This window comes from Marinobacter sp. KM021 (genome assembly GCF_050707965.1).
Classification (GTDB): domain Bacteria; phylum Pseudomonadota; class Gammaproteobacteria; order Pseudomonadales; family Oleiphilaceae; genus Marinobacter; species Marinobacter shengliensis.
Window position 1 is genome coordinate 3,322,310 of record NZ_CP136129.1, and the last position, 23,605, is coordinate 3,345,914.

Consider the following 23,605-nt stretch of genomic DNA (forward strand, 5'->3'; position numbering starts at 1 on the left):
GTCCGCTCCTTAGTTCTTTGAGTTTGAAGTGTCTTCCTTCGGGCCACGGCCCATCGACCCCAACAGAGTGCCGTTCAGGTGCTCCAGCTCCAGTAACAGACCACTGTGGTCCACATCACTGTGGCCATTGGCCACCAGTGACAAATACTCGTTATGGGTCTGCTGCGCCAACGGCAATGTCAGCCCCTCGGCCCGGGCCTCGTCCAGAATCATCCGCATATCCTTCAACTGAATCCGCGCCGGCGCACCGGGTGCAAAATCCCGGTCAATCATCCGCTGCCCGTGCAGCTCCAGAATCCGACTACCGGCAAACCCACCCATCAGCGCCTCCCGCACCGCCGCCGGGTCTGCCCCACCCTTGGCCGCCAGCAACAACGCCTCAGAAACCGCACCAATGGTAATCCCAACAATCGCCTGATTCGCCAACTTCGCCAACTGCCCGGCCCCCACCGGCCCGATGCGGGTGCACTTACCCAACACCTCAAACACCGGCCGGGCCCGCGCCACATCCGCCTCAGACCCACCGGCCATAATACTCAACCGGGCCTCAGCCGCACCCAGAGTACCGCCCGACACCGGCGCATCCACAAACCCGGCACCCCGCTCCGCCGCCAATCCAGCCAACCGCCGCGCCAGCGACGGCTGCACCGAACTCATATCAATCACCAGCGCCCCGGAATTCAACGCCGACAGAGCGCCCTGAGCCACCAGCACGTCCTCAACCACCGCGCCATTCTCCAGCATGGTGATCACAATATCGGCACCGGCGACCGCCTCAGCCGGGCTCCCGGCAATCGTTGCCTCGCCGACAAAAGGCTCGCACTTGCTCGCAGTGCGGTTCCACAGGGTCATGGGGTAACCGGCCGTCAGCAGGTTACGGGTCATCGGTGCGCCCATCAGGCCGATGCCAAGGAAGGCGATACGCGGAAGGTTATTAGTCATGTTGAGAATTCCACTCCAAAGTCGGAAGAAGCGTGTGGGTGGTTTGCTCCAAAACCTTGCGGAGCCATGGATGGCGGAGCAGAGCGTACAGGGAAGTATTCACAGCGTGTTTTGGAGCAAACCACCCACACGCTTCCGCCCGAATGTTCGATAACTCGAATATGAAGCCATTATACAAACAAAAACGCCACCAACCGCGAACGGTGGTGGCGTTTCAAGCCAAGCTAAATGGCAGTAATCAAGCCGCCTCGATCATCTGCGCCTTGATCTTCTTCATGGCATTCTTCTCCAACTGCCGAATGCGCTCCGCCGACACACCATACTTGTCCGCCAACTCATGCAGCGTCGACTTACCATCCGTCAACCAGCGCTCACGCAGAATATCCTGACTGCGCTCATCCAGCGCCGACAACGCCTGCATCAACCGGCCATTGGAATCTTCAGACCAATCGGCGTTCTCCAGCTGCACCGCAGGATCACTGCGACGATCTTCCAGGTAGTAAGCAGGCGCCTGGTAGCTGCTGTCATCGTCGTCATCCATCGGCCCTTCGAACGAAGTGTCGTGGGACGCCAGCCGGCCTTCCATCTCGCGCACCACCCGAGGCTCCACCCCCAGATCCTTCGCGACCGCATTCAACTCATCGTGGTTCAGCCAAGCCAGCTTCTTCTTCTGACTGCGAAGGTTGAAGAACAGCTTACGCTGAGCCTTGGTAGTAGCGACCTTCACAATACGCCAGTTGCGCAGAATGAACTCATGGATCTCGGCCTTTATCCAGTGCACCGCAAACGACACCAGACGCACGCCATACTCAGGATTGAAGCGCTTGACGGCCTTCATCAGGCCCACGTTACCTTCCTGGATCAAATCCGCCTGAGCCAGGCCGTAGCCGGAATAGCTCCGGGCAATATGAATCACAAATCGCAGGTGCGACAGCACCAGCTGGCGGGCGGCTTCCACATCGCCATCATAGTGCAGGCGCTCAGCAAGCTCCCGCTCCTCATCCACGGAAAGCACCGGAATGCGACTTGCCGCCTGAATATAAGACTCAAGGTTGGCACCCGGAACCAGTCTGTCAGCCAGCTGTAAACTCGTACCCATGTATTAACCTCCGAACCTGACAGCCATTAAATATAACAACTAAAACTTAGACCGCCAAGAACTTGATTAGTTCCCGAACTTTCCAGTAAAACGTTACAAAACAACAACCTGAAAAGTCCACTGTGGCTTTTCTGACCCTTAAGCTACGCCAGAACAAACTCTCTCTTCAATACGGTTTTCCCGATACCGGGATCACCCGCCGGCAATATCACCCGGCTCAATGTCATCCAGATGGCGCTTTACCGCGAGCCAAGCGCCTAGCCAGCCTAGCAGCATTGCGATGATAATCAATGCCAATGCACCGTCAAAGCCCGGCCCCTGCAGCGAGAATTCGCTGCGGTAAAGGCCTGCCAGCCGCTCAATGGGCCCGTTCAGCCACCACAAGGAAACCTGGATCAACAACCAGGCAACCACCCCACCTCCAAGGCCAAACCAGGCCCCGGTGTACAGAAACGGCCGGCGGACAAAGGCATCGGTGCCGCCCACCAGCTTGGCTACCAGAATTTCATCCCGCCGGTTTTCAATCGCCAGGCGCACGGTATTGCCAATCACCAGAATGACCGCCGAGCCAAGCAACAGCGCCAGGGCCCAGACCGCCCGGGCCAGAATGTCGGTCATGGCATTGAGCCGCTGCAGCCAGCCAAGATCCACCTGCACCTGCTCAATGCCATCCATTCCATCAACAAACCGCACCAGGGCCTGCACGCCATCAGCGGAGCGGGCGCTGTCCTGGGGGGTAATCAAAAGGGTATGAGGCAGCGGATTGTCATCCAGGAAATCCAGGGCATCGTCCAGGCCGGACGATGCGCGAAACTCCTCCAGGGCCTGGTCCCGATCCACCAGCTGAACCGACAGGACCCGGCCATCGCCCCGGACCTCCTCCGCCAGTTCCCCGGCTTGCTCCAAAGAGACATCCATGGCCAGGTAGGCAGTAATCCTGGCACTGCTCTCCCAGCCGGCACTCACGCCCTGCAAACTGCCCAACAGCAGCAACAGTGCGACGGGCAAGGCGAGCGCCACGCCCATCACGGTCCAGGTCATCATACTGGCCACCGGTGTTTGCCAAAGACGCCGGGCGGAATCCCGGGCCACCTTCCGGTGATGCTCCAGATAGCTACGGGCCTGGGCGTTCACCGGAGACTTCCCCCGATTGGCAGCCCCGCGCCGGTTATCCTGCTTGTGCCGGGGTTCAGTAGCCACTGGCACCTCCCGCTGCCGGGGCATGCCCACCGGCGATCAGCTGGCCATGATCCAGGGTCAGCTTTCGCCGTCCCATCTCATTGATCAGGGCAATGTCGTGGGTGGCAATCAGTACGGTCACGCCCACCTGGCTGAACTCGGTAAACAAATGCATGATATCTGCAGACAGCTCCGGATCCAGGTTACCGGTCGGCTCATCCGCCAACAACACAGGCGGTTTGTTAACCACGGCCCTGGCAATGCCAACACGTTGTTGCTCACCGCCGGATAACTGCAGCGGGTTCATTTTCTCCTTGTTCAGCAGCCCCACCTTATCCAACGCCGCCCGCACCCGACGGCCGATGTCATTGGGCGAGGCGCCCATCACCTCCAATGGCATCGCGACGTTATCGAATACAGTGCGATCAAACAGTAGCTGGTGATTCTGGAACACCACGCCGATATGCCGGCGGATGTAGGGGATCTGGCGCCGTGGCAAACTATTCAGGCGTTGGCCACCGACGATCAGCTCACCGGCCGTGGGGCGCTCCATGACCATGATCAGCTTTAGCAGGGTACTTTTGCCCGCGCCGGAGTGCCCGGTCAGAAACGCCAGTTCCCCCCGGTCCAGGTGAAAATTCACCTGGCGCAAAGCGGTGTGATCGCTGTCATAGCGTTTGGTAACTTGGCGAAACTCGATCATTTCGGGCGCGGGCTCCGTAGCCGGTGCTTCAGTCGTCGAACAGGGCGTCGACAAAGGTTTCCGCATCAAAACTGCGCAGGTCTTCGGCCTGCTCGCCCACACCGATAAAGCGGATAGGCAGCTGCAGCTGGCGGGCAATGGCAAATACAATACCGCCTTTTGCGGTGCCGTCCAGTTTCGTCAGGGTAATACCGCTGACGCCCACCGCCTGCTGGAAGACCTGGGCCTGGCTCAAGGCATTCTGGCCGGTACCGGCGTCCAGCACCAGCATCACTTCGTGGGGCGCCGATTCATCGAGCTTTTTCATCACACGGACAACCTTGGTCAATTCGTTCATCAGGTTGTCTTTGTTCTGCAGGCGACCGGCGGTGTCGGCAATCACCACATCGGTACCCCGGGCCTGGGCGGACTGGATAGCGTCAAAAATCACCGAAGCACTGTCGGCACCGGTATGCTGGGCCACCACCGGCACGTTATTGCGCTCTCCCCACACCTGCAACTGCTCCACCGCGGCCGCACGGAAGGTATCACCGGCCGCAAGCATGACGGATTTGCCCTCCGCCTGGAACTTCCGGGTGAGCTTGCCAATGGTGGTGGTCTTGCCGACGCCGTTCACGCCCACCATCAGGATGACGTAAGGCTTGTTGTCGGTGTGGATATCCAGCGGCTTGGTGACGTCCTTCAGCAGGCCATGCAGCTCGTCACGCAAGGCCTTACGCAGGGCCGCACCGTCCTTGAGTTGGTTGCGCTCAAGTTTGTCGGTGAGCGACTCAATGATCTCGGAAGTGGCGGTAACGCCCACATCGGCCATCAACAGGGTGGTTTCGATTTCCTCCAGCAAGTCTTCATCGATCTTCTTGCCCACCGAGAACAGGTCTGCCAGGCCGCCGGTCAGGCTGGCGCGGGTTTTACCGAGGCCCTTCCTGATTCGCTCAAAAACACTGACTTGGGCTTCCGGCTCGGGAGCCGGTTCTGGCTCCTGGGCTAACTCGGCCGCCGGCACTTCCTTGGCCGGCTCTGCCTCCGCAGCGGCTGCCTCGGGTTGCGCCTCGGCCACCGGCGCTTCTTGCGCGGCTTCCGGTTCTTCCCGGGCTGGTTCTGGTTCCGCGGGAGCCGGGCCCCGAGCTACCTCAGGTTTACGCTGAACCACCGCTTTCGGCCGGGGGGCACGCTTACGGTTACCGGCGATATCCAGTACAAAGAACAGAACTAGAAGGGCCAACAGGCCGATTGAAATCCACTCTGCCGTCATAGTCTTACCATCAGTCTGAAAGGGGCGGGCGAAAATAAAGCGCACATTCTAACAGACCTGCAGGCCTAAGTGAGGGGCTGGCCCATTATCCCCTGCCGGCTGCTTTCCGGTAACATAATCGCCCACAATTCAACCTGTTCAGAACTCCGGAGCACTACCATGGCCAGACGCAAACCGGCAAACCGCAAAACCGGCCCGACGCCTGCGGCGCGCGCGCTCTCCAGCGGTACCGGGGAGCTGCGTATTATCGGCGGCGACTGGCGCAGCCGAAAACTGAGATTTCCGGATGCCGGCGGTGTTCGCCCCAGCCCTGCACGTACCCGCGAAACCCTGTTTAACTGGCTCAACTTCCAGATTGCCGGCAGCGATTGTCTGGACCTGTTTGCCGGCTCCGGGGCCCTGGGCCTGGAGGCGCTTTCCCGCGGTGCTGCCAGCACCACGCTGGTCGACCATACCCCGGCACTGGCCAGCGCCCTGCGAGACAATCTCCGGTTATTGAAATCTGACAAGGGAGTGGTGGTGTGTCAGGACGCAGAAAGTTTTCTGGCCAATCGGCAGCGCCCACCCTTCGACATCGTTTTCATGGACCCACCGTTCCGACAGGACTGGCTGGAACGATTATTTCCGCTTCTGGAATCCGGCCAATGGATCAAACCGGGTGGCTGGGTGTACGTGGAACATGAGAGCGAACGGGCAACACCGCCGGTGCCCACCGGCTGGTTGCTACATCGGCAGAAAACCGCGGGCCAGGTGACCTACAGCCTGTACCGGGTTAACCCGGAAACGGATTAGTGCTGTCGCGATAAAACAAAAAAGCCAGATGAGCGAATCCATCTGGCTTTTTTGGTACCTCAACGGCGGGGCGCGTCAGGCAACCGGACGCAGGGAGTAGGCCCGCAGGTGCGCCGCGAACTCTTCCAGGTAGCGAATGCCGCTGGCTTCCGCCTCTTTGCACCATTCCATCAGCGCCTGCAGTTTTTCCTGGGGTTTCAGCCCGCGCTGACGCCACAACCGTTGCAGTTCGTGGCTCTTCTCGTAGATTTGGCGCAGGATTTCGTGGCGCTCCAGTACCGTTTCCAGCTGTTCTTTGTCCTTGGGCTTGATCAGCGTAGCTTCTCGGGATAACAGCTGCTTCAGCTTCCGGTAGCGGGGACGAATTTCGTCGTCCATCAGTGAACGCTGCTGGCGCAAGACCGGCTCCATGACCCGCTTGCGGTACTGACGCATGATGTCGAAACGGCTGTTGGTGATGGCCTGAACGGTTTCCACATCCATCTCCTGCTTGCCCGGAACGTAATGAGCAATCGGCCGGTAGCCCTTGGGCTTGGCAAGACCAAACAACTGGAACAGGCGAATATAGCCCCAGCCGATATCCACTTCGTACCAACGGCGGGACAGCTTGGCGGAATTCGGATAGGTGTGATGGTTGTTGTGGAGTTCTTCGCCGCCGATCAGGATGCCCCAGGGCGAGATATTGCGGGCATTATCGGCACATTCGAAATTGCGGTAACCCAGATAATGGCCAACGCCATTGACCACGCCTGCGGCCCATACCGGGATCCACATCATCTGTACCGCCCAGATCCAGATCCCGTGGACGCCAAACAGTGCCAGATTGAGTACCGCCATCAGCATGATGCCCAGCATCTTGTATCGGCTATAGACGTTGCGCTCGATCCAGTCCTCCGGGGTGCGCTGCCCATAGCGCTCGAGGGTTTCCGGGGTGGCCGCCTCGGCGTAAAGCTCTGCGCCTTCCAGCAGGACCTTGCGGATACCCAGGACCACCGGGCTATGGGGGTCTTCCTCGGTTTCACACTTGGCGTGGTGTTTGCGGTGGATCGCGGTCCACTCTTTGGTGTTCTGCGCAGTGGTCATCCACAGCCAGAAGCGAAAAAAGTGCTTGAGCACCGGATGCAGATCCAGGGCGTTATGGGCCGAGTGACGGTGTAGATAGAGCGTAACACTGACAATGGTGATATGGGTGAGCACCAGGGTGACCGCTATCAACTGCCATACCGAGAGGTCAAGGAGACCGTTAAACCACATAAATTATCCTCAAGAATTCATCAACTTCGAAAGGCGATACTGCGGAGGGAGATTCGCAAACACTCGAAGGGAATATGCTTGACCAACTTTAGCGTACAGCTGTACGCGTCAACAACACCGTTTGGTGGCTTTTTTGTTACTGTTTACACTTATGGCCCCAGAATACGTTTGCCAGCGGAGGCTTCGTGCCCGAATTACCCGAAGTAGAAACCACTCGTCAGGGCATTGCGCCCCACTGTGAAGGCCAGAAGATAAACGGGGTAGTGATTCGTAATGCCCGGCTGCGCTGGCCGATTCCCGAGGATTTACCGGAGCGCCTGCAGGGTCAGGTTATCCGGTCCGTAGACCGCCGGGCGAAATATCTGTTCCTGCACCTGGATGGCGGCACTGTTATTGTACACTTGGGCATGTCCGGCAGCCTGCGGGTGATCACCGACGGCAGCCCGGCCGCCGCCCATGACCACGTTGATGTCTGTCTCGCCAACGGCCGCACCCTGCGCTTCAATGATCCCCGGCGCTTTGGCTGCTGGCTGTGGTCCGACGACTGCACCCTGCACCCACTGATACGGGATCTTGGCCCGGAACCGCTGTCGCCGGAATTTGGTGGTGCCTGGCTGTTCCGGCTGTCCCGGGGCAAACAGAGCCCGATCAAATCCTTCATCATGGACAATCATGTGGTGGTCGGGGTTGGCAACATCTACGCCAACGAAGCACTGTTCAAAGCCGGCATACACCCGAAACGGAAGGCGGGCCGGATCAGCCTGGACCGCTATCACCGGCTGGCTGAAGCCATAAAGGAAACCCTGAGCGCAGCCATCCTGATGGGCGGCACCACCTTGCGGGATTTCGTTAACAGCGACGGCAAGCCGGGTTATTTTGCCCAGTCATTGCTGGTATATGGGCATGGTGGCGCCCCCTGCCCGGAATGTAACACCGTACTGAAGGAAATCCGGATGAACAATCGCTCCACCGTGTACTGCCCTCGTTGCCAACGCTGAAACTGCAAACCAACATCACACAACTCACACAATACAAACAAAAACCGTTTGAAATTCAGGCAATATGATTCATAGTTAACAGAGAATTAACAGGAGAGAATCGTCATGACCCGCAAGATTTCCCGCACTCTGGTTGCAACGGTGGCAGCCTGTCTGCTGGCTTTTTCATCTTTGGGCCACGCCAGAGCGGTCGATGAGAGCCCCTCGGCGCTGGCCATGACGGCCGATGCGGTTCTGCTGCGACCTGCCCTACTGGCCACCACCATTGTTGGCAGTGCCGTCTATCTGGTATCTCTGCCATTCTCCGCCCTCGGCGGCAACGCCGGTGAGGCTGGCGAAGTGCTGGTTGTTGGCCCTGCCAAGGCTACCTTCGTTCGCTGCCTGGGCTGCTCGCGCACCGGCCGCAAGCCAGAAACGGTTGAACAAGCTGCTGACTGAGCCTACTCCGGCGATCAGTAGAATCCCGGCTTGCCAGCCGCCGGAATCTGAGGCAGCCTGAAGGAAACCCTTCAGGCTGTTTTTGTTTATGGTGGATTGGTCAACCCTCGATACCGTGTTCCTGGATATGGATGGAACACTGCTGGATCTTCACTTCGACTCGCACTTCTGGCTCGAGCACTTGCCCAGACGTTACGCCGAACAGTACGACCTGCATCCCCAACAGGCGAAAGAGACCCTGGTGGCCATGATCATGGCGGAACGGGGGTCACTGAACTGGTACTGCACCGACTACTGGAGCGAACGGCTCTCGGTGAATATCAACCAGCTGAAGGCGGAAGTCAGTGATCGCATCGGCTACCGCCCCCACGTGCCCGACTTTCTGTCTTCGTTGCGCCAAGCCGGCCTGCGCTCGGTCATTGTGACCAACTGCCACCCGGACCCCCTGGCACTGAAACTGGAGCGCACCGGCCTGGACCAACATGTGGATGCCATCGTTTCCAGCCATGAATTCGGCAAACCCAAGGAAGATCGGGATTTCTGGCGAGACCTCGGCAGAAAAGTCCCGTACCGGCAAGACAAAACCCTGATGGTGGACGACAGTTTTCCCGTGCTGGAGAGTGCCCGCCAGGCAGGCATCGGCCAATGCCTGGCCATTCTTGAGCCCGACAGCACCCAGGCACCCAATGCACAGCACCCTGAGATCCCCGGCATTCGCCATTTTGATGAAGTGCTGCCATCACTGCGTTCGCAACAGCCCCTGCCATCCCGATGACGAGCCGGTTATAATCTGGTTAACACAAAGCCCGACGGCAGGTGCCAACCCGGTGAGGAGATATGACGGCAACCAGCGCTGACGAACAAAAGGTACGGCTCGACAAATGGCTCTGGGCCGCGCGCTTCTACAAGACCCGTTCCCTGGCGAAAGAAGCCATCGAAGGCGGCAAGGTGCACTACAATAGCCAGCGAACAAAGCCCGGCAAGATTGTCGAAGCTGGCGCCAGGGTTACCTTGCGCCTGGGCTGGCAGGAAAAAATCGTGATCGTGGATGAAATAAGCGACCGGCGCAGGGGTGCTCCAGAGGCCCAGAAGCTTTACCACGAAACCAGTGACAGCGTGAAAAAACGCGAAGAACTGGCCTGGCAGCGCAAGACCATGCAGGCAGCCCAATTACCACCCGCCCGCCGGCCGAGCAAGAAAGACCGCCGGGATATTCAGCGGTTCCGGGACCAGAACGGCCTGTAAAACCGGATCACACCACAGCTCGTAAAGAGTACGCCCGCCTCAATTACCCTCCGCGCGGGCAGTACCATCAACCCCACAGACAGCGTCAGGAGACACCATGGCATCCCGAGATCAATTCCAGCGTTTTATTTTCGAACACAGCCAGGTTCGGGGTGCCTGGGTTCAACTGGGTAACAGTTTCAGTGACATCAGCACCCAGGCCCCTTACCCCGAATCCGTTCGCCGTTTACTGGGCGAATCGCTGGTGGCCAGCGTGTTGATGAGCAGCAGCCTGAAGTTCAAGGGTACCCTGTCCTTGCAGGCGGCCGGCGAAGGCTCGTTGCGCACACTGATGGCCGAATGCAGCCACGACCGCCATATCCGGGGCCTTGCCCGCCATGACGATCAGGCCGTTACCGGCGATACCCTGAACGAACTTCTGGGAACCGGCCGCATGGCCATCACCATCACCCCGGACCAGGGCCAACGTTATCAGGGCGTGGTGCCCAGGGAAGCCGATACTCTGGCCGGCTGTCTGGAAGAGTATTTCGAGCGGTCCGAGCAGATTGCCACCAGCCTGTTCCTGTTCGCCAACGAAGACACCGCCGCCGGCCTGATGCTGCAGCGGTTGCCGGGCCATACCGAAGAAGACGATGATTTGTGGAACCGGGTCAATCACCTGGCGCGCACTGTCGAGGCCGAAGAGTTGCTGACGCTCGACAGCGAAACCCTGCTGCACCGGCTGTTCCACGAGGAAACCGTGCGGCTGTTCGATCCCGAACCGGTGGCCTTTCGCTGCAGCTGCTCCAGGGAGCGCACCCTCGCCGCCCTCGAGGCCATCGGCAAAGACGAGTGTTACAGCATCCTCGACGAGCAGGGCAGCATCAACATGGACTGCCAGTTCTGTCACGCAAACTATCGCTTCAATAGAAATGACATTGATCACCTTTTCACCGGTCATACGTTACACTAAGCAGTCACTCAACTTGCCCGGAAGCCGCATCTGGCGCGGCTTTCAGGGCAGTCGTTTTTTACCGGCGTCTCTGGCATAATAGCGCGCCTGAATTGACCCGATTGTTCAGATTTCCGTCAATTTTTTTTCGGGGGGACGGCCTGAGCAATCACGAAGACATCCCGAGGGCGAGGTCGAAGTGAGCAACACTTATAATGATCTGAGTACAGCAAGACTGGTTGAAGTGGCACTGGCCAGAAATGAAGGACAACTGGCAGCCAACGGTTCCCTGGTGGTCACCACCGGCGAACGTACCGGCCGGTCTCCCATGGACCGTTTTATCGTCGAGGAGCCCAGCACCGCTGACGACATCCATTGGGGCCCGATCAACCGCCCGTTCGACGCCGACAAGTTCGACGCCCTCTGGGATCGTGTTGAAGCCTACATTGCTGAAAAAGACAGTTTTGTCTCCCACGTTCACGTCGGCTCTGACCCCGAACACTACCTGCCGGTCAAAATGACCACGGAAACCGCCTGGCAGAACCTGTTTGGCCGCAACCTGTTTATCCGCCCGGATGACTACAACCCGGCCGACAAGCAGGAATGGCAGATCCTCAACGCCGCCAACTTCGAGTGTGTGCCCGAGCGTGACGGCACCAACTCCAATGGCTGCGTGATCATCAACTTTGCCAAGCGCAAAGTATTGCTGGCAGGCATGCACTACGCCGGCGAAATGAAAAAAGCCATGTTCTCTGTACAGAACTTCCTGCTGCCAGAGAAAGACGTACTGCCGATGCACTGCTCCGCCAACGTCAGCGAGAACGGCGAAACCTGCCTGTTCTTCGGCCTGTCCGGTACCGGCAAGACCACCCTGTCTGCCGATCCGCACCGTTTCCTGATCGGTGACGACGAGCACGGCTGGGGCCCCGGCACGGTATTCAACATTGAGGGTGGCTGCTACGCCAAATGCATCGACCTGAGCCAGAAGAACGAGCCGATCATCTGGGATGCCATCCGTTTTGGCGCCATCGTTGAAAACGTGATGATCGATCCGGAAACCCGTGAGCCGGATTACACCGATGTTTCCCTCACCGAAAACTCCCGCTGCGCCTACCCGCTGGAGCACGTGGAGAAGCGGGTTCTGGAGAACCGCGCCGGCGAGCCGTCGCACATTATCTTCCTGACCTGTGATATGACTGGCGTTCTGCCCCCGGTCTCCATCCTGAGCCGTGAAGCGGCCGCTTACCACTTCCTGAGTGGTTACACCGCACTGGTTGGTTCAACCGAGATGGGCTCTTCGTCCAAGCTGAAGTCCACCTTCTCAACCTGCTTTGGCGCCCCCTTCTTCCCGCGTCCGGCCGGCGTATACGCCGAGCTGCTGATGAAGCGGATCGACGAGTTCGGCAGCAAGGTATTCCTGGTCAACACTGGCTGGACCGGCGGCCCCTATGGCGAAGGCAAGCGTTTCAGCATTCCGACCACGCGCGCCATCATTGCCGCCATCCAGAATGGCGATCTGGATGACGTGGAAACCGAGCATCTGGACGCCCTGAACCTGGACGTGCCCAAGCACATCCCTGGTGTCGACACCGAACTGCTGAACCCACGCAACACCTGGACCAGCCCGGAATACTATGACGGCAAGGCCCAGGAGCTGATTGCCCAGTTCGTGGAAAACTTCAAGAAGTTCGATGTGGCAGACGCCATCGTCGAGGCCGGCCCGAAACTGAGCTGAGCCTGCCCCAACAAAAAAGCGCCCTGCGAGAGCACGGCGCTTTTTTTGTTGTCTGATACTGGCAGGGGCCGAAGCCCCTCGGGTCAGGTGGCGTAGAACAACAGCGGCACGAAGGCCACCAGCAGCAGGGAAATACCCATGGCAATCAGCGGCATGATGATACGCTCATGGCGCTGGTAGAAGGTGCCACCTTCACGCTGGGCAGCCAGCACCTCGGCCTCACCCACCACCTGACGGGTCAGCAGGTGATTGAGTGCCACCGGTGGGCTCAGGTAACCCAGTTCGAAGGCCACCAGCGTCACCATCCAGAAGTGGATCGGGTGAATACCACTGGAATAGGCAATGGTGGCTACGGTAGCAGTGACCAGAATCACGGCACCGAAAGCATCCATGATCATACCCAGGATTACCAGGATGACCACCATCAGCAACATGGCAGACCAGGCGCTATCGAAGGCCTGCGGGAAGGCTTCCATGATGTGGGAACGCTCGATGACACCACCAATGCTGACTGACAGGCCAAGGAGCAACAGCAGTGCTCCGATTTCAGCGGTGGTATCGTTGGTTGCGCCACGAATACTGCGCTCGAGGCCCGGATGGCGAGCCTGCCCTGGTTCCGGGCTGGTCCGCTTCTTCAGACTGACATGCTCATAGACCAGAATCGCCAGCATGATCACCGGCAGCAACCGTGGCGCGGAGAACTCATCCATCTTCACGTCCAGGGCGAACCGATACACCAGAACAACACCGGCGATCACCAGGGCGTAGGGCAGCAGTGGCCGGAGTGCCCGGAACGAGGCCGGGAAAGCCTGAGCGGTCGGCGCCAGGTCGAATTTGCTCTGCCGGTTGACCGACATCGCCACCAGACCAAACATGGTCGCGGTCAGGACAAATACCCAGATACCCCAACCGAACAATTCGTCGGTCGTCACTTCCCGGTTCAGGTAGGCGATCACCACCACCAGCAGGCATGGCCTCAGAACCACGCCCAACGAACCGGACATGGCCGTGGCGGCCAAGGCGAGGTGCCGTCTCGCGCCCGCGGCCCGCAGTTCGCTGTAAATCACGGCGCCGGCTGCGATGACAAAGATCCCGGAAGCACCGGTATAAGCCGTCGGCACAGCGGCCACCAATACAGCAACAACCGCCAGCATTTCCGGGGGCATGCGCCAGGGCCGGAATACGTTGAACACGAGGGTCGCCAGACGGGTCTGCTTGAGCATCATGCCTACCCAAACGTACAGCCCAACGTTCAGGAACATGTCCGCCAGCTCCATCATCTTACCCAGGTAGATACCAATACCCGAGGAGTGGCCGATCATCGCAAAATAAGTGCCGGAGATCAGGCACATGACGGTATACAATGGCACCGCAAGGAAGGCCTGCCCGAGCCGACCACCCTCCTGTAGATTGGAGGGCACCCGAAACAGCCGATACAGGCTAGCCAGGGTGAGACAGGCAAAACCGACAATCCACAGATTGTGGAGCATCAGCTCCTCACCGGAAACCGCAGTACTGCTACCCAGGCTGGATTGACGGAAGATGGCACTGGAGCCCAACAGCATGGCGTTGGCAATGGTCTGCAGGGTATGGGAAACGATGTAATCGAGCCTGGTTTCCATCGCCCGCATGGCGATGTGGTGTCGGGTCAGGGTTGCGGTAACCGCACACAGCATCACCAGAATGACCAGGATATAACGCTGGCCCGCCAGGCCGAAGGCGATCAGATCAGCCACGAACAATTCCACCGCACGATAGGCTTTCACCCCGGGCGTCAATTGATCCTGCAGCTCAAGATAGCTGGCATGGGCCGCCTGACACTCACCGACTGATCGCTCGATGGCCAGCCGGACATCCGCCGGATTCTTTTCATGTGCACCAAGCAAAGCCGCCATGGGGTCATCGTCTGGAGCCCCTGCCGCCATTTCCTCCGCAACCGCAGCTTCAATATCCCGGTCCGGGTTGCACTCCGGTTGCACCGGATCCATGCGGAGTTTGTAGTATCCACTCCAGAGCTGCTCACCACCGCGCAGCATCTGGTTATGGATATCACTGCTGGTCGAGAACAACACCACAGCCAGCAGCAACAGACACGCCGGCAAGGAAGAGAACCATTCCAGCCCAGAACGTTGCAGACCACCCTTAGTCATAAAACCTACCCTGGAATTTGAAGGAGTTACAGCAGATCATCCAGATCCATGGTTTCGACCGGCGCCCGCTGATCATCCCAGAAGCTGCCGAATTGACCGATGGGGGTTCGGTGGCCGGTGTTCTCGACCCACAAACGATCAGAAATGGCCACCAGCATGTTGCTGGCCATGGCATCAACAAACCGCCACTGGTCGCTGGACGAGTCATTCTTCAACGATTCGGCGTGGTCCCGGATCACCGATTTGATCAAGGCTTCGTCGTTCTTGTTTACTGCGGCGATCGCGTGGAAAACGTGGCCGAGCCTGACGCCCGCCTCTTCGCCCTGCTTGCTGGCGATAGCCAGTCGTTCAAAGGCGTCTTCACCTTCCGGCTGGGTGCCCGGAATCATGGCCCAGACCGTTGCCCGCAGCCCCATCGGCGCGCCCCACCATTTCTTGTTGTCCAGGCACTGGGTCGCCCGGCCAACCACTGAACCGGTATTGAATGGCACACCAATTGAGGACGATGCCTGTATCTGGGCATTCAATGCCTGCAACCCGGACAACAAGCCGGCCAGGTAAATGAACTCATCCAGATCGTCTTTGAATTTGGGGCATTCGCCGCCGTCCGGGTCACCGTAATGGGCGTGGTGATGCTGCCAGCCCTTCAGGTATCGTTTCGCTGCCTGGGTATGGGCCCGTTTCTGCCGGATCATCGCATCCTGGGCCTCACCGGCGTTCATGGAATACATTGCCCGCGCCGCAGCCAGCTCATGCTCCCTGGCCTGCTCCTCCGCACAACCGCCCGCCGAGAGGTACAGCATAACCGCAAGCTGGTCCGGTTCGCGGGTCACGCGGCCAAACGACATCAGCAGGGGGGCAGTGGCCTGACTCATGGAGCAACCCATGGCCAGGTCATCGGATTCCAGCAGGTAAGGCACCGTGTGATTGCGTGAGAACCCTTGCATCACATCACCGGTGGTTTTGTAGATCATGTGATTGACGGCACCACAACCGGTGAGCACCAGGCTGGCACCAACAGCGGTCACCAGCCCACGAATTCCGGAACCGGCTTTGCGGAAATCATTCATAGCATCAACACCCTTTTATTCTTGTGTTATTCAGAAAACGTCAGCGCCTGGCGCCGCCAAAATCGTTTTGTTACATCCTGTAACCGGCCATGCATTATGACCAAACCGGGCTCCGGTTTATGAGACCAACCCCGCAAATGACGCCTGCGGCCACAGTTCGTAACCGAACAGGGTTTGCACATTTCGGCCAAAGCCACTATAGATTGCTTCAACCGCTGGGCGTGCCTTGCGGTCAACTAAAATAATCAGAACGAAATCAAACAGGAGTATCCGATGCGCAAACCAGAGCTTGCCGCCGCCATTGCCGATAAAACCGGCCTGACCCGGGAAAAAGCCAGCGAAGTTATCAACGCCTTTACCGATCAGCTGTCTGCGGCAGCGGCCCGGGGTGAAGACACCACGCTCATTGGCTTCGGCACTTTCAGCATTCGCTCCCGCGAGGCTCGCACAGGCCGCAACCCGCAAACCGGCGCCACCATCCAGATCCCCGCCAGCAAGACCGTCGGCTTCAAGGCCGGCAAGGCCCTGAAAGACGCGATCCGTTAACCGGATCCGGCCCGCCAACCGGCGGGCCAGCTTCTACCCGACAGGCGTAGCAACGCCCTTCAGACTTAAGACGCACACTCCGAACGCGAACCGTCCACCCTGCAACGAATGGCACGCATCAGTTTGATCGCACGCTCGTCATACACGCCATCCTCCAGCAGAGACAGCCTCACCTGACGCAGCATCCGGTCGTACTCAACCACATCTTCACGGGGCGGGTGCATCCATACCTCTGCCGGAATGCCAGCTTCTGCCTCGGCGATGATCTCGTAGGCCTGATCAATCCGCTTGATCGATTCATCACGCACCATCTGGCCCGCATCATCCGGGAACCGGTCACGATGGATAATGACCTGGAAATTCATGTAAGCCAGGGCGTACTTGAACACGCCGCCCTTGGTGTTCACGCCTTTGTACAATTCCAGTGGCTGATAGGCCACTGCCGGGGCGTAGGCCAGGTCCACGCTGCCATTGTTGAACTTGCCGGCAAAGTTGGCGGAATTGGAGCCCACCACTGACGCACCTACATGACGAACCATGCGCACCGACGCATTGTCATAGTCCAGGGTGGCGATGCGCTTACCCTGAAGCTTTTCAACCGAGTCGACGTTGCGATCACGGGTGTGCAGGTAGATGGCACCACCAGGGAATACACCGGCCACCTCGTAGGGCCCTTCAACCAGGAACTGGCGCGCCTGGGGTTGGCTCAGGGTGTTGTACAACAGGCGCATTTCCTGCTCGCCAGGGACGGCACCCATGGCCTCCAGACTGCCGGTAAATTTGTTGAACTCCCGGGCACGGGTGCCCGTGAGCAGCACTGCGTCGCACTGGCCCGCCTTGAAGTCCTCGGCGGCAACCTTTTCATCGGTGTAAGCCCGCAGGTTCAGCCTGATGCCTCGCTGCATGGCGACCGGCTGGAACTCTTTGGTAATGGCAAACAGGGGGCCGTTGGCGCCCACGGGATCAAACACGCAAAAGCTGCGCTCGAGAATCTCGGTTTCGGCTGTCGCCAGAGCAGGGGAAACCAGGGTGGCGCACAATGCAGCCGCCATGGCAATACGGCGGGATAAACTGACTGATTTCACGGGATGACTCCTGAATTATTATTGTCGGACACCGGCACAGCAGGCCGCCGGCATATTCCGTCGTCCTTTCGATGACCATAAGTGGCCGAGCCATAGAATACGTTGGCTCAGGTGCCTCTCTTCAAGAGTTTTTCAGCAAAAACAGGGTAATCTGTGATGGCGTCGACAGAGGTTGGCCAACCTCTGCCGCATTTTCAGCAGTGTTACTACTGCCAGGCGGTCCGTCCGCCAACCAGCGTCAGCTTCATTAACCCCGGCAGCTCACATCCGAAACGGGGGGCATGGTGTCCGGCTGACACCAGGGTAGATGGGGACGGTACCCAATGGCCTTTGGGGTCGAAAATGCACAGGTCTGCCGCCACACCCTCAGCCAGCGCCCATTCCCGGCCCAAAACCCGGGATGGACCAAGGGTCAGTGCAGACAGCAGGTCAGGCATCTCAAGTTCACCAGACGCCACCAGCCCCAACCCCAGGGACAACACGCTCTCGATGCTGGACAGGCCAGGCTCGGTGGCGGGCAGTGGCGCCTGCTTGGCGGCGCTGTCGTGGGGCTGGTGCTGGCTGACGATGGCATCAATCACACCCTCGCGAACGCCGGCCAGCAGCGCCTGGCGATCAGTCTCGGAACGCAGCGGCGGGCGCACATGAAAACGGCTGTCAAAGCCCGCCAGTGCGTCTTCCGTATATACCAACTGATGCATGGCGACATCGGCAGTCACCTGGATGCCCCGTTTCCGGGCCTCCGCCAGCATCTCGACGCTGCGGCCACAGGACAACTGGCTCAGGTGCAGTCGTACCCCGGTCTCCTCCGCCAGCAACAGCATTTCCATGACCGCAGCCGTCTCCGCTACTTCCGGGATGCCCAGCAGGCCCAGGCGAGTCGCCACCTGACCATCGTGAGCGTAGCCGTCCGCAGCCAGGGCCTGGTTCTCAGGACTGAACATCACTGTCAGGTCGAAGGTCTGGGCATAGGCCATACACCGGCGCAGGATACGGGCATTGCGCACGCCACGGGAACCGTTACCCACTGCCACGCAACCGGCGTTTTTCAGGCCGGCCATGTCGCTGAGCAAATCGCCCTCCAGGCCACGGGTAATGGCTCCCACAGGCAATACATTCACCACACCACGGGTAGCGGCCCCCTCGCGAATCAGATGGGTCACGGCGCTGGAATCATTGACCGGAGAGGTTTCCGGGCTGGCGCAAACCGTGGTGAAACCACCGTGGGCGGCTGCCCGGGTTTCCGAGGCAATATTGCCCTTCTGACCATTACCGGGTTCCCGGAGGTTGCAACACAAGTCCACAAACCCCGGGGAAATCACACAGCCACTGGCGTCAACACTCCGGGCTGCATCAGCCTGCTGCGCCTCAGAGCCGACAGCGGCAATCTTTCCGTCGCGAACCAACAGCCCGGGATTGTCGGTCAATTGCCCATGAGCATCGAACAGGGTGCCACCGGTAATCACCAGGCTGGTGCTGTTATCTTGCTGGCTGCCACTCATGCCCGATGTCCCTCGCTGTCTGTCTGTTTTTGCTGTCGCTCTGCCATTTGCCCACCCATCGCCATGGACATGACCGCCATCCGGATGGCAATACCATTGGTTACCTGGTTCAAGATCACCGATTGAGGACCATCCGCCACCGCCGATTCAATCTCGACACCCCGGTTGATCGGGCCCGGGTGCATCACAATGCAGTCCGGCCTGGCCAGCGCCAGCTTCTCCTGATTCAAGCCATACAGGCGGTAGAATTCCCGTTCGCTGGGCAGCAGTGCCCCTTCCATACGCTCCTTTTGCAGCCTCAGCATGATCACTACGTCCAAGTCTTTCATGCCGCGGGCCATGTCATATTCCACGGTGCAGCCAAGATCTTCCACATCCCTGGGCAACAGGGTACCGGGGGCAATCACCCGCACCTCTTCTGCGCCCAGTTCGTTCAGGGCCCGGATCTGGGAACGGGCAACCCGGGAGTGTAATACGTCTCCGACAATGGCCACTTTCAGGCCTTCAAAACGCCCCTTGTGCTGGCGAATGGTGAGCATGTCGAGCATCGCCTGGGTGGGGTGGGCATGCCTGCCATCGCCCGCATTGATGATGGCCACGCCCGGGGTCACGCTTTCGGCGATAAAGTGCGGCGCCCCGCTCTGGGAATGCCGCACCACGAACATGTCGCTGGCCATGGCCTCCAGGTTAAGCAGGGTGTCTGACAGGGATTCCCCTTTGGAGGTGGCCGACGTGTTGATGTCCAGGTTCAGCACATCGGCAGACAGCCGCTTGGCGGCCAGCTCAAAGGTACTGCGGGTGCGGGTACTGGATTCGAAGAACAGGTTAACGACGGTCCGGCCCCGCAACAGCGGCACCTTCTTGATGCTGCGCTCACCCACTTCGATAAAGGAATCGGCGGTATCCAGAATGTCGGTCAGCAGCTCCCGGCCCAGGCCGTCCAAAGTGAGAAAATGCCGCAACTGACCATCCCGGGTCAGCTGCAAGTGGTTCGGGGAGGGATCGTTTGCGGTCATGGCTCGCCTGTCGTCAATTGGGGGTGTTACTGCCCGGAGTCCTGAAGTTCGATGCGCAACGGCTCGGGGCCGCGCAACTTGACGCGCTGATGCGCTTCCAGCGCCAGGGAGTGGCCGACCACATCGGGCTGAATCGGCAGCTCCCGGGCACCCAGATCAATCAAGGTGGCCAGTATGATACTGGCAGGACGACCGTAATCGAAGATCTCATTCATCGCGGCTCGAATGGTTCGCCCACTCATGATCACATCATCAATCAGGATGATGTCACGGCCTTCGGTGTCAAAAGGCAGGCTGGAGGGCTTCACTTTCGGGTTCAGGCCAATGCGACTGAAGTCGTCCCGATAGAAGGAGATATCCAGTTCACCAAACGGCTGTTCTATACCCAGGCGCTTGCCAATGACATCGGCCAGCCAGACGCCACCGGTGCGAATGCCAATCAACACAGGGTTGTCGATACCACGTTGCTCAAGAATCCGGCGTAACCCGGTTTCCAGTTCATCCAGCAACTGGTTGATATCCATCAATGCGGTCATCAGAGCCTCATCAGTCAGATCAGCCGGCCTGTTCCCGGCACCAGGTTTCCAATATCAGTACTGCGGCACGGTCATCCACCCCATGGCGACCAAAATCACGGCTGCCACCGGCAGCCATCACATCGCCCTTGGCTTCAAAGCTGGTCAGTCGCTCATCCACCATCTCTACCGGCACATGAAAACGACCGTGCAGGCGCTTGCCAAATTTGCGGGCCCGGGCACACATGTCGTTCTCGGTATCATCCATATTCAGCGGTAACCCGACCAGTACGACATCCGGCTGCCATTCCGCCAGAAGTTTCTCGACCTGCTGCCAGTCCGGGATACCGTCCCTCGCCGGGATCATGGCCAGGGGCTGGCCGGTGCCGAGCAGTTCCTGACCGGAAGCGACACCGATGCGACGGGTTCCGAAATCAAAGGCCAGCAGCCGACGGTTACCTTGATCAGGCATGGCCCACCGAATCACTGAGCTGGTTCAGATCGACACCAATCAACCTGAGTACCGCTTCATAACGCTGGCTGACCGGTGTCCGGAACAGGATATCGGTGCTCGCCGGGCAGGTCAGCCAGGCGTTGCTGCCGAGTTCTTCTTCCAACTGCCCTTCACCCCAGCCTGAGTAACCCAGAGCCACCAGAAACTCATCCGGTCCCTCATCGCGACCAATACTTTCCAGAATATCCCGGGAGGTGGTGAGCAGAACGTCATCGGTCACCAGTGCCGTACTTTGCCATTGCTGGCCAGGCGAGTGGAGCACAAAACCCCGTTCCGGCTGCACCGGGCCACCGGTGAACACCGGCAGGTCCAACTCACCGCCATGCATGTCCAGCTGCTCGAGGATTTCTCCCAGGTGGATATCCAGAGGCTGATTGATCATCAGCCCCAGGGCCCCTTCTTCGGAATGCTCACAGAGGTAAATAACACCGCCATGGAAACGGGGGTCGGCGAGCCACGGTGACGCCACCAGAAAGTGATGCCTGAGATTACCGTCGGTTTGCTTGGACGCTGTCATCCGGATGTAAGCCCCCGCTGCTGGAACGACCAGGTACGTATGATCTCCAGTTCGTCCACTTCCTGCTGCATCTCTTCCGGGAAGGGTGCAAAGGGCGCGGCCATGCGCACAATGCGAATGGCGGCATCATCAAGTACCGTGCTGCCGGACGACTGGAGTATCGCCACTTCCTTGATTGTGCCATCTTTGCGCAGAGAAACCAGCATACGCAGATTTCCGTAGATTCCGGCCTGCCTCGCTTCAGTCGGATAATTGATGTTGCCCACCCGGGTAACCTTGTTTACCCAGTTCTGAACGTACCAGGCATTGCTTGACCTGAGGGTGGAGGCCGCCGTCACCCGCATGACCCTTGGCTTGCGAGCATAGGCTTGCTGCTGGGCATCAAACCGGGCTTCCAGGCTGGCAATTTCCAGGCTCCGCTCCATCAGGCTTTTGCGCTCACTGCGTGGCAACGGTTCCGGCTCAGGCTCTGACCGGTCTTCGGGCTGCTCTACCTGCCGGCTCGCCGTCGTTTCGGTCTGAACCACCGCACGCTCTTCCCGGGGTTGCGGTTGTGTGGTGGTCTGGGGCTCAGGCTGCACCTGGGCCATTTCGGGCTGGCTGATTTCGGCTGGTTCCGGCGTGGTCATCTCCATGGCCTCTTCTTCCGTGCCACTGCCCCGCTGGCTGGTCTGGGCCAGAAAATCCGCCTCATCCGGAGCCTGCTCATCATCAAACTGCGAGAGCGTAATCTCCATGGTCTGGGCAGACGAACGGGGAGACTCCGGAGCAAAGGTAATGCCCAGAACCACAATGGCATGCACCGCCAGCGCCATGAACAGCGTGAAGGACAACCGGTCGAAATCGCTTACCTGAACTGCCATTACCTTTCCTGATAGTTTATCTGCACGTGCCTGGAGGAAGCCTGACTCAGCTCCGGCCCAGGCGCCGATCAATGGCATCCATCAGCATGCCGGCAATGTCGATGCCAAAGGCCGCATCCAGCTCGCGGATACAGGTTGGGCTGGTGACATTGATTTCGGTGAGGTAATCGCCGATCACATCCAGCCCGACAAACATCAGCCCTTTTTCCTTGATCACCGGCGCTACGCGGGCACAGATTTCCCGATCCCGCGCGGTCAGTTCGCGCCCCTCTCCACGCCCCCCGGCCGCCAGGTTGCCGCGATTTTCACCCTGGGATGGAATTCGCGCAAGGGCGTAAGGCACCGGCTCGCCCTCAATCAGCAGAATCCGCTTGTCGCCGTCGGTGATTTCCGGAATGAATTTCTGCGCCATCGCCTGGTGGGCGCCATGGTTGGTCAGGGTTTCAATGATCACCCCAAGGTTCGCATCGTTTTCCCTGACCCGGAAAATCGACCGGCCGCCCATGCCATCCACGGGTTTCATGATGATGTCGCCATGCTCAGCATAGAACTCCCGGAAACGCTGGGAGGAACGGGTGACGATCAACGGCGGCGTGAGGTCCTCGAACTGGGTGGCAAACAGCTTCTCGTTGCAATCCCGCAGCGTGGCCGCCGGATTGACCACCAGCGCACCCTGTTGCTCAGCAGCCCCCAATATATAAGTGGCCATCAGGAACTCGCGATCCACCGGAGGATCCTTGCGCATCAGAATCACATCCAGATCACCCAGGGCCCGATCCTGGCTGGCGCCATAGCTGAACCAGTTTTCCGGGTCCATATGCACGGTGAGATCGCGGGTGTGGGCACGGGCCTGGCCACCCGCCAGATACAGATCGTGCTGTTCCATATACTCGATCTGCCAACCGCGTTTCTGCGCCGCCAGTAACATGGCCAGCGAACTGTCTTTCTTGAAGCTGATGTCTTCGATAGGATCCATCACGATCCCGAGCCGGACTGTCATCAGAGTCTCCTGGAATTTCGATGTGAAAACACGAACCGGTCAGCAGAGCGAACCAGCGATAAAGTGCTATGCTGGAAATGGTATTGTACCCGAGCCTTGATTGCACCCGGTGAAATCCACAGTTAAATCCGTGACGGCACAGGCAGAAGTACATTTGGTCACAAACTAATACTTTTTATCCGGCCATCGATACTCTATAAATGAGCGGGGTTTATAGAACAACCTTAAGGTTTGTGTTAAAACCCCCGTTTGAAAATAA

General features: G+C 59.0%; 24 protein-coding genes. 8 read left to right on the forward strand and 16 right to left on the reverse strand.

Going from position 1 to position 23,605, the window contains the following annotated elements:
- Positions 1-9: 9 nt before the first annotated feature.
- The 5 genes from RVM24_RS15555 to ftsY all read right to left on the reverse strand — a co-directional run bounded on the left by RVM24_RS15555 (position 10) and on the right by ftsY (position 5,175).
- The gene (locus RVM24_RS15555) at positions 10-942 is read right to left on the reverse strand and encodes an NAD(P)-dependent oxidoreductase (protein ID WP_431474333.1); all 933 of its coding nucleotides are present in this window, start codon (positions 940-942) and stop codon (positions 10-12) included.
- A 238-nt stretch (positions 943-1,180) separates the two neighbouring features.
- Positions 1,181-2,041 (reverse strand): RNA polymerase sigma factor RpoH, encoded by an 861-nt coding sequence (rpoH, locus tag RVM24_RS15560; protein WP_058090758.1) that lies wholly within the window; start codon positions 2,039-2,041, stop codon positions 1,181-1,183.
- Positions 2,042-2,233: 192 nt separating this feature from the next.
- Entirely contained in the window at positions 2,234-3,241 is a 1,008-nt protein-coding gene (gene ftsX / locus RVM24_RS15565; protein ID WP_058090943.1) for a permease-like cell division protein FtsX, read from the reverse strand.
- Positions 3,231-3,923 (reverse strand): cell division ATP-binding protein FtsE, encoded by a 693-nt coding sequence (gene ftsE, locus RVM24_RS15570; protein WP_058090759.1) that lies wholly within the window; start codon positions 3,921-3,923, stop codon positions 3,231-3,233. Before ftsE ends, ftsX begins: the two co-directional genes overlap by 11 nt.
- Before the next feature lie 28 nt (positions 3,924-3,951).
- Positions 3,952-5,175, reverse strand: a complete 1,224-nt coding sequence (ftsY, locus tag RVM24_RS15575; RefSeq protein WP_431474334.1) for a signal recognition particle-docking protein FtsY — start codon at positions 5,173-5,175, stop codon at positions 3,952-3,954.
- A gap of 159 nt (positions 5,176-5,334) precedes the next feature.
- Here ftsY and rsmD point away from each other — a divergent pair, with 159 nt between their 5' ends.
- Complete coding sequence (gene rsmD / locus RVM24_RS15580; protein WP_431474335.1) at positions 5,335-5,967, forward strand: 16S rRNA (guanine(966)-N(2))-methyltransferase RsmD; 633 nt, start codon at positions 5,335-5,337, stop codon at positions 5,965-5,967.
- 75 nt (positions 5,968-6,042) lie between these two features.
- Here the strand turns inward: rsmD and RVM24_RS15585 are convergent, their stop codons facing one another.
- A complete protein-coding gene (locus RVM24_RS15585; RefSeq protein WP_106696061.1) occupies positions 6,043-7,221 on the reverse strand; it encodes a DesA family fatty acid desaturase in 1,179 nt (392 codons plus the stop codon).
- A gap of 185 nt (positions 7,222-7,406) precedes the next feature.
- Here RVM24_RS15585 and mutM point away from each other — a divergent pair, with 185 nt between their 5' ends.
- The 6 genes from mutM to RVM24_RS15615 all read left to right on the forward strand — a co-directional run bounded on the left by mutM (position 7,407) and on the right by RVM24_RS15615 (position 12,568).
- Positions 7,407-8,219, forward strand: a complete 813-nt coding sequence (mutM, locus tag RVM24_RS15590) for a bifunctional DNA-formamidopyrimidine glycosylase/DNA-(apurinic or apyrimidinic site) lyase (RefSeq protein ID WP_106696062.1) — start codon at positions 7,407-7,409, stop codon at positions 8,217-8,219.
- A 105-nt stretch (positions 8,220-8,324) separates the two neighbouring features.
- The gene (locus RVM24_RS15595) at positions 8,325-8,657 is read left to right on the forward strand and encodes a hypothetical protein (RefSeq protein WP_072675996.1); all 333 of its coding nucleotides are present in this window, start codon (positions 8,325-8,327) and stop codon (positions 8,655-8,657) included.
- 88 nt (positions 8,658-8,745) lie between these two features.
- A complete protein-coding gene (yrfG, locus tag RVM24_RS15600) occupies positions 8,746-9,432 on the forward strand; it encodes a GMP/IMP nucleotidase (protein WP_286252462.1) in 687 nt (228 codons plus the stop codon).
- A 62-nt stretch (positions 9,433-9,494) separates the two neighbouring features.
- Positions 9,495-9,902, forward strand: a complete 408-nt coding sequence (gene hslR, locus RVM24_RS15605; RefSeq protein WP_058090766.1) for a ribosome-associated heat shock protein Hsp15 — start codon at positions 9,495-9,497, stop codon at positions 9,900-9,902.
- 97 nt (positions 9,903-9,999) lie between these two features.
- The gene (gene hslO, locus RVM24_RS15610; RefSeq protein WP_072675993.1) at positions 10,000-10,854 is read left to right on the forward strand and encodes an Hsp33 family molecular chaperone HslO; all 855 of its coding nucleotides are present in this window, start codon (positions 10,000-10,002) and stop codon (positions 10,852-10,854) included.
- Positions 10,855-11,032: 178 nt separating this feature from the next.
- Positions 11,033-12,568: a phosphoenolpyruvate carboxykinase gene (locus tag RVM24_RS15615; protein WP_058090768.1), complete on the forward strand. Its 1,536-nt coding sequence runs from the start codon at positions 11,033-11,035 to the stop codon at positions 12,566-12,568.
- A gap of 83 nt (positions 12,569-12,651) precedes the next feature.
- On the opposite strand, the gene RVM24_RS15620 is transcribed toward RVM24_RS15615, so the two are convergent.
- Both RVM24_RS15620 and RVM24_RS15625 read right to left on the reverse strand, forming a co-directional pair.
- Positions 12,652-14,718 carry a TRAP transporter large permease subunit gene (locus RVM24_RS15620; RefSeq protein ID WP_106696066.1) on the reverse strand — a complete coding sequence of 689 codons (2,067 nt, stop codon included), beginning with the start codon at positions 14,716-14,718 and terminating at the stop codon, positions 12,652-12,654.
- Between the two features lie 26 nt (positions 14,719-14,744).
- Positions 14,745-15,788, reverse strand: coding sequence for a hypothetical protein (locus tag RVM24_RS15625; protein ID WP_431474336.1), 1,044 nt, complete (start codon positions 15,786-15,788; stop codon positions 14,745-14,747).
- A 273-nt stretch (positions 15,789-16,061) separates the two neighbouring features.
- Here RVM24_RS15625 and RVM24_RS15630 point away from each other — a divergent pair, with 273 nt between their 5' ends.
- The gene (locus RVM24_RS15630) at positions 16,062-16,334 is read left to right on the forward strand and encodes an HU family DNA-binding protein (RefSeq protein WP_058090771.1); all 273 of its coding nucleotides are present in this window, start codon (positions 16,062-16,064) and stop codon (positions 16,332-16,334) included.
- 65 nt (positions 16,335-16,399) lie between these two features.
- Here RVM24_RS15630 and RVM24_RS15635 read toward each other — a convergent pair whose 3' ends face one another.
- From RVM24_RS15635 to gshB, 8 genes are all read right to left on the reverse strand, one after another.
- Entirely contained in the window at positions 16,400-17,419 is a 1,020-nt protein-coding gene (locus tag RVM24_RS15635; protein WP_374812660.1) for a putative solute-binding protein, read from the reverse strand.
- 206 nt (positions 17,420-17,625) lie between these two features.
- Positions 17,626-18,921 (reverse strand): dihydroorotase, encoded by a 1,296-nt coding sequence (locus RVM24_RS15640; RefSeq protein WP_374812661.1) that lies wholly within the window; start codon positions 18,919-18,921, stop codon positions 17,626-17,628.
- Entirely contained in the window at positions 18,918-19,937 is a 1,020-nt protein-coding gene (locus RVM24_RS15645) for an aspartate carbamoyltransferase catalytic subunit (protein WP_061331960.1), read from the reverse strand. Before RVM24_RS15645 ends, RVM24_RS15640 begins: the two co-directional genes overlap by 4 nt.
- Positions 19,938-19,963: 26 nt before the next feature.
- Complete coding sequence (gene pyrR / locus RVM24_RS15650; RefSeq protein ID WP_058090775.1) at positions 19,964-20,473, reverse strand: bifunctional pyr operon transcriptional regulator/uracil phosphoribosyltransferase PyrR; 510 nt, start codon at positions 20,471-20,473, stop codon at positions 19,964-19,966.
- A gap of 19 nt (positions 20,474-20,492) precedes the next feature.
- On the reverse strand, positions 20,493-20,924 hold the full coding sequence (gene ruvX, locus RVM24_RS15655; RefSeq protein ID WP_374812663.1) for a Holliday junction resolvase RuvX: 432 nt from the start codon (positions 20,922-20,924) through the stop codon (positions 20,493-20,495).
- Positions 20,917-21,483: a YqgE/AlgH family protein gene (locus tag RVM24_RS15660; protein WP_061331963.1), complete on the reverse strand. Its 567-nt coding sequence runs from the start codon at positions 21,481-21,483 to the stop codon at positions 20,917-20,919. The genes ruvX and RVM24_RS15660 overlap by 8 nt, the downstream gene beginning before the upstream one ends.
- Positions 21,480-22,346, reverse strand: a complete 867-nt coding sequence (locus tag RVM24_RS15665; RefSeq protein ID WP_286921386.1) for an energy transducer TonB — start codon at positions 22,344-22,346, stop codon at positions 21,480-21,482. Before RVM24_RS15665 ends, RVM24_RS15660 begins: the two co-directional genes overlap by 4 nt.
- Before the next feature lie 46 nt (positions 22,347-22,392).
- Positions 22,393-23,346, reverse strand: a complete 954-nt coding sequence (gene gshB / locus RVM24_RS15670) for a glutathione synthase (RefSeq protein ID WP_061331965.1) — start codon at positions 23,344-23,346, stop codon at positions 22,393-22,395.
- Positions 23,347-23,605: the final 259 nt, after the last annotated feature.

Bases quoted from the DNA above. Each gene is read 5' to 3' on its own strand.
- RVM24_RS15595 (WP_072675996.1), top strand. From the start codon at position 8,325: ATGACCCGCAAGATTTCCCGCACTCTGGTTGCAACGGTGGCAGCCTGT.
- rpoH (WP_058090758.1), bottom strand. From the start codon at position 2,041: ATGGGTACGAGTTTACAGCTGGCTGACAGACTGGTTCCGGGTGCCAAC.
- hslR (WP_058090766.1), top strand. From the start codon at position 9,495: ATGACGGCAACCAGCGCTGACGAACAAAAGGTACGGCTCGACAAATGG.
- ruvX (WP_374812663.1), bottom strand. From the start codon at position 20,924: ATGCCTGATCAAGGTAACCGTCGGCTGCTGGCCTTTGATTTCGGAACC.
- RVM24_RS15555 (WP_431474333.1), bottom strand. From the start codon at position 942: ATGACTAATAACCTTCCGCGTATCGCCTTCCTTGGCATCGGCCTGATG.
- RVM24_RS15585 (WP_106696061.1), bottom strand. From the start codon at position 7,221: ATGTGGTTTAACGGTCTCCTTGACCTCTCGGTATGGCAGTTGATAGCG.
- RVM24_RS15630 (WP_058090771.1), top strand. From the start codon at position 16,062: ATGCGCAAACCAGAGCTTGCCGCCGCCATTGCCGATAAAACCGGCCTG.
- RVM24_RS15645 (WP_061331960.1), bottom strand. From the start codon at position 19,937: ATGACCGCAAACGATCCCTCCCCGAACCACTTGCAGCTGACCCGGGAT.
- RVM24_RS15625 (WP_431474336.1), bottom strand. From the start codon at position 15,788: ATGAATGATTTCCGCAAAGCCGGTTCCGGAATTCGTGGGCTGGTGACC.
- ftsY (WP_431474334.1), bottom strand. From the start codon at position 5,175: ATGACGGCAGAGTGGATTTCAATCGGCCTGTTGGCCCTTCTAGTTCTG.
- RVM24_RS15620 (WP_106696066.1), bottom strand. From the start codon at position 14,718: ATGACTAAGGGTGGTCTGCAACGTTCTGGGCTGGAATGGTTCTCTTCC.
- rsmD (WP_431474335.1), top strand. From the start codon at position 5,335: ATGGCCAGACGCAAACCGGCAAACCGCAAAACCGGCCCGACGCCTGCG.
- RVM24_RS15665 (WP_286921386.1), bottom strand. From the start codon at position 22,346: ATGGCAGTTCAGGTAAGCGATTTCGACCGGTTGTCCTTCACGCTGTTC.
- pyrR (WP_058090775.1), bottom strand. From the start codon at position 20,473: ATGACCGCATTGATGGATATCAACCAGTTGCTGGATGAACTGGAAACC.
- gshB (WP_061331965.1), bottom strand. From the start codon at position 23,346: ATGACAGTCCGGCTCGGGATCGTGATGGATCCTATCGAAGACATCAGC.
- yrfG (WP_286252462.1), top strand. From the start codon at position 8,746: ATGGTGGATTGGTCAACCCTCGATACCGTGTTCCTGGATATGGATGGA.
- hslO (WP_072675993.1), top strand. From the start codon at position 10,000: ATGGCATCCCGAGATCAATTCCAGCGTTTTATTTTCGAACACAGCCAG.
- RVM24_RS15640 (WP_374812661.1), bottom strand. From the start codon at position 18,921: ATGAGTGGCAGCCAGCAAGATAACAGCACCAGCCTGGTGATTACCGGT.
- ftsE (WP_058090759.1), bottom strand. From the start codon at position 3,923: ATGATCGAGTTTCGCCAAGTTACCAAACGCTATGACAGCGATCACACC.
- RVM24_RS15660 (WP_061331963.1), bottom strand. From the start codon at position 21,483: ATGACAGCGTCCAAGCAAACCGACGGTAATCTCAGGCATCACTTTCTG.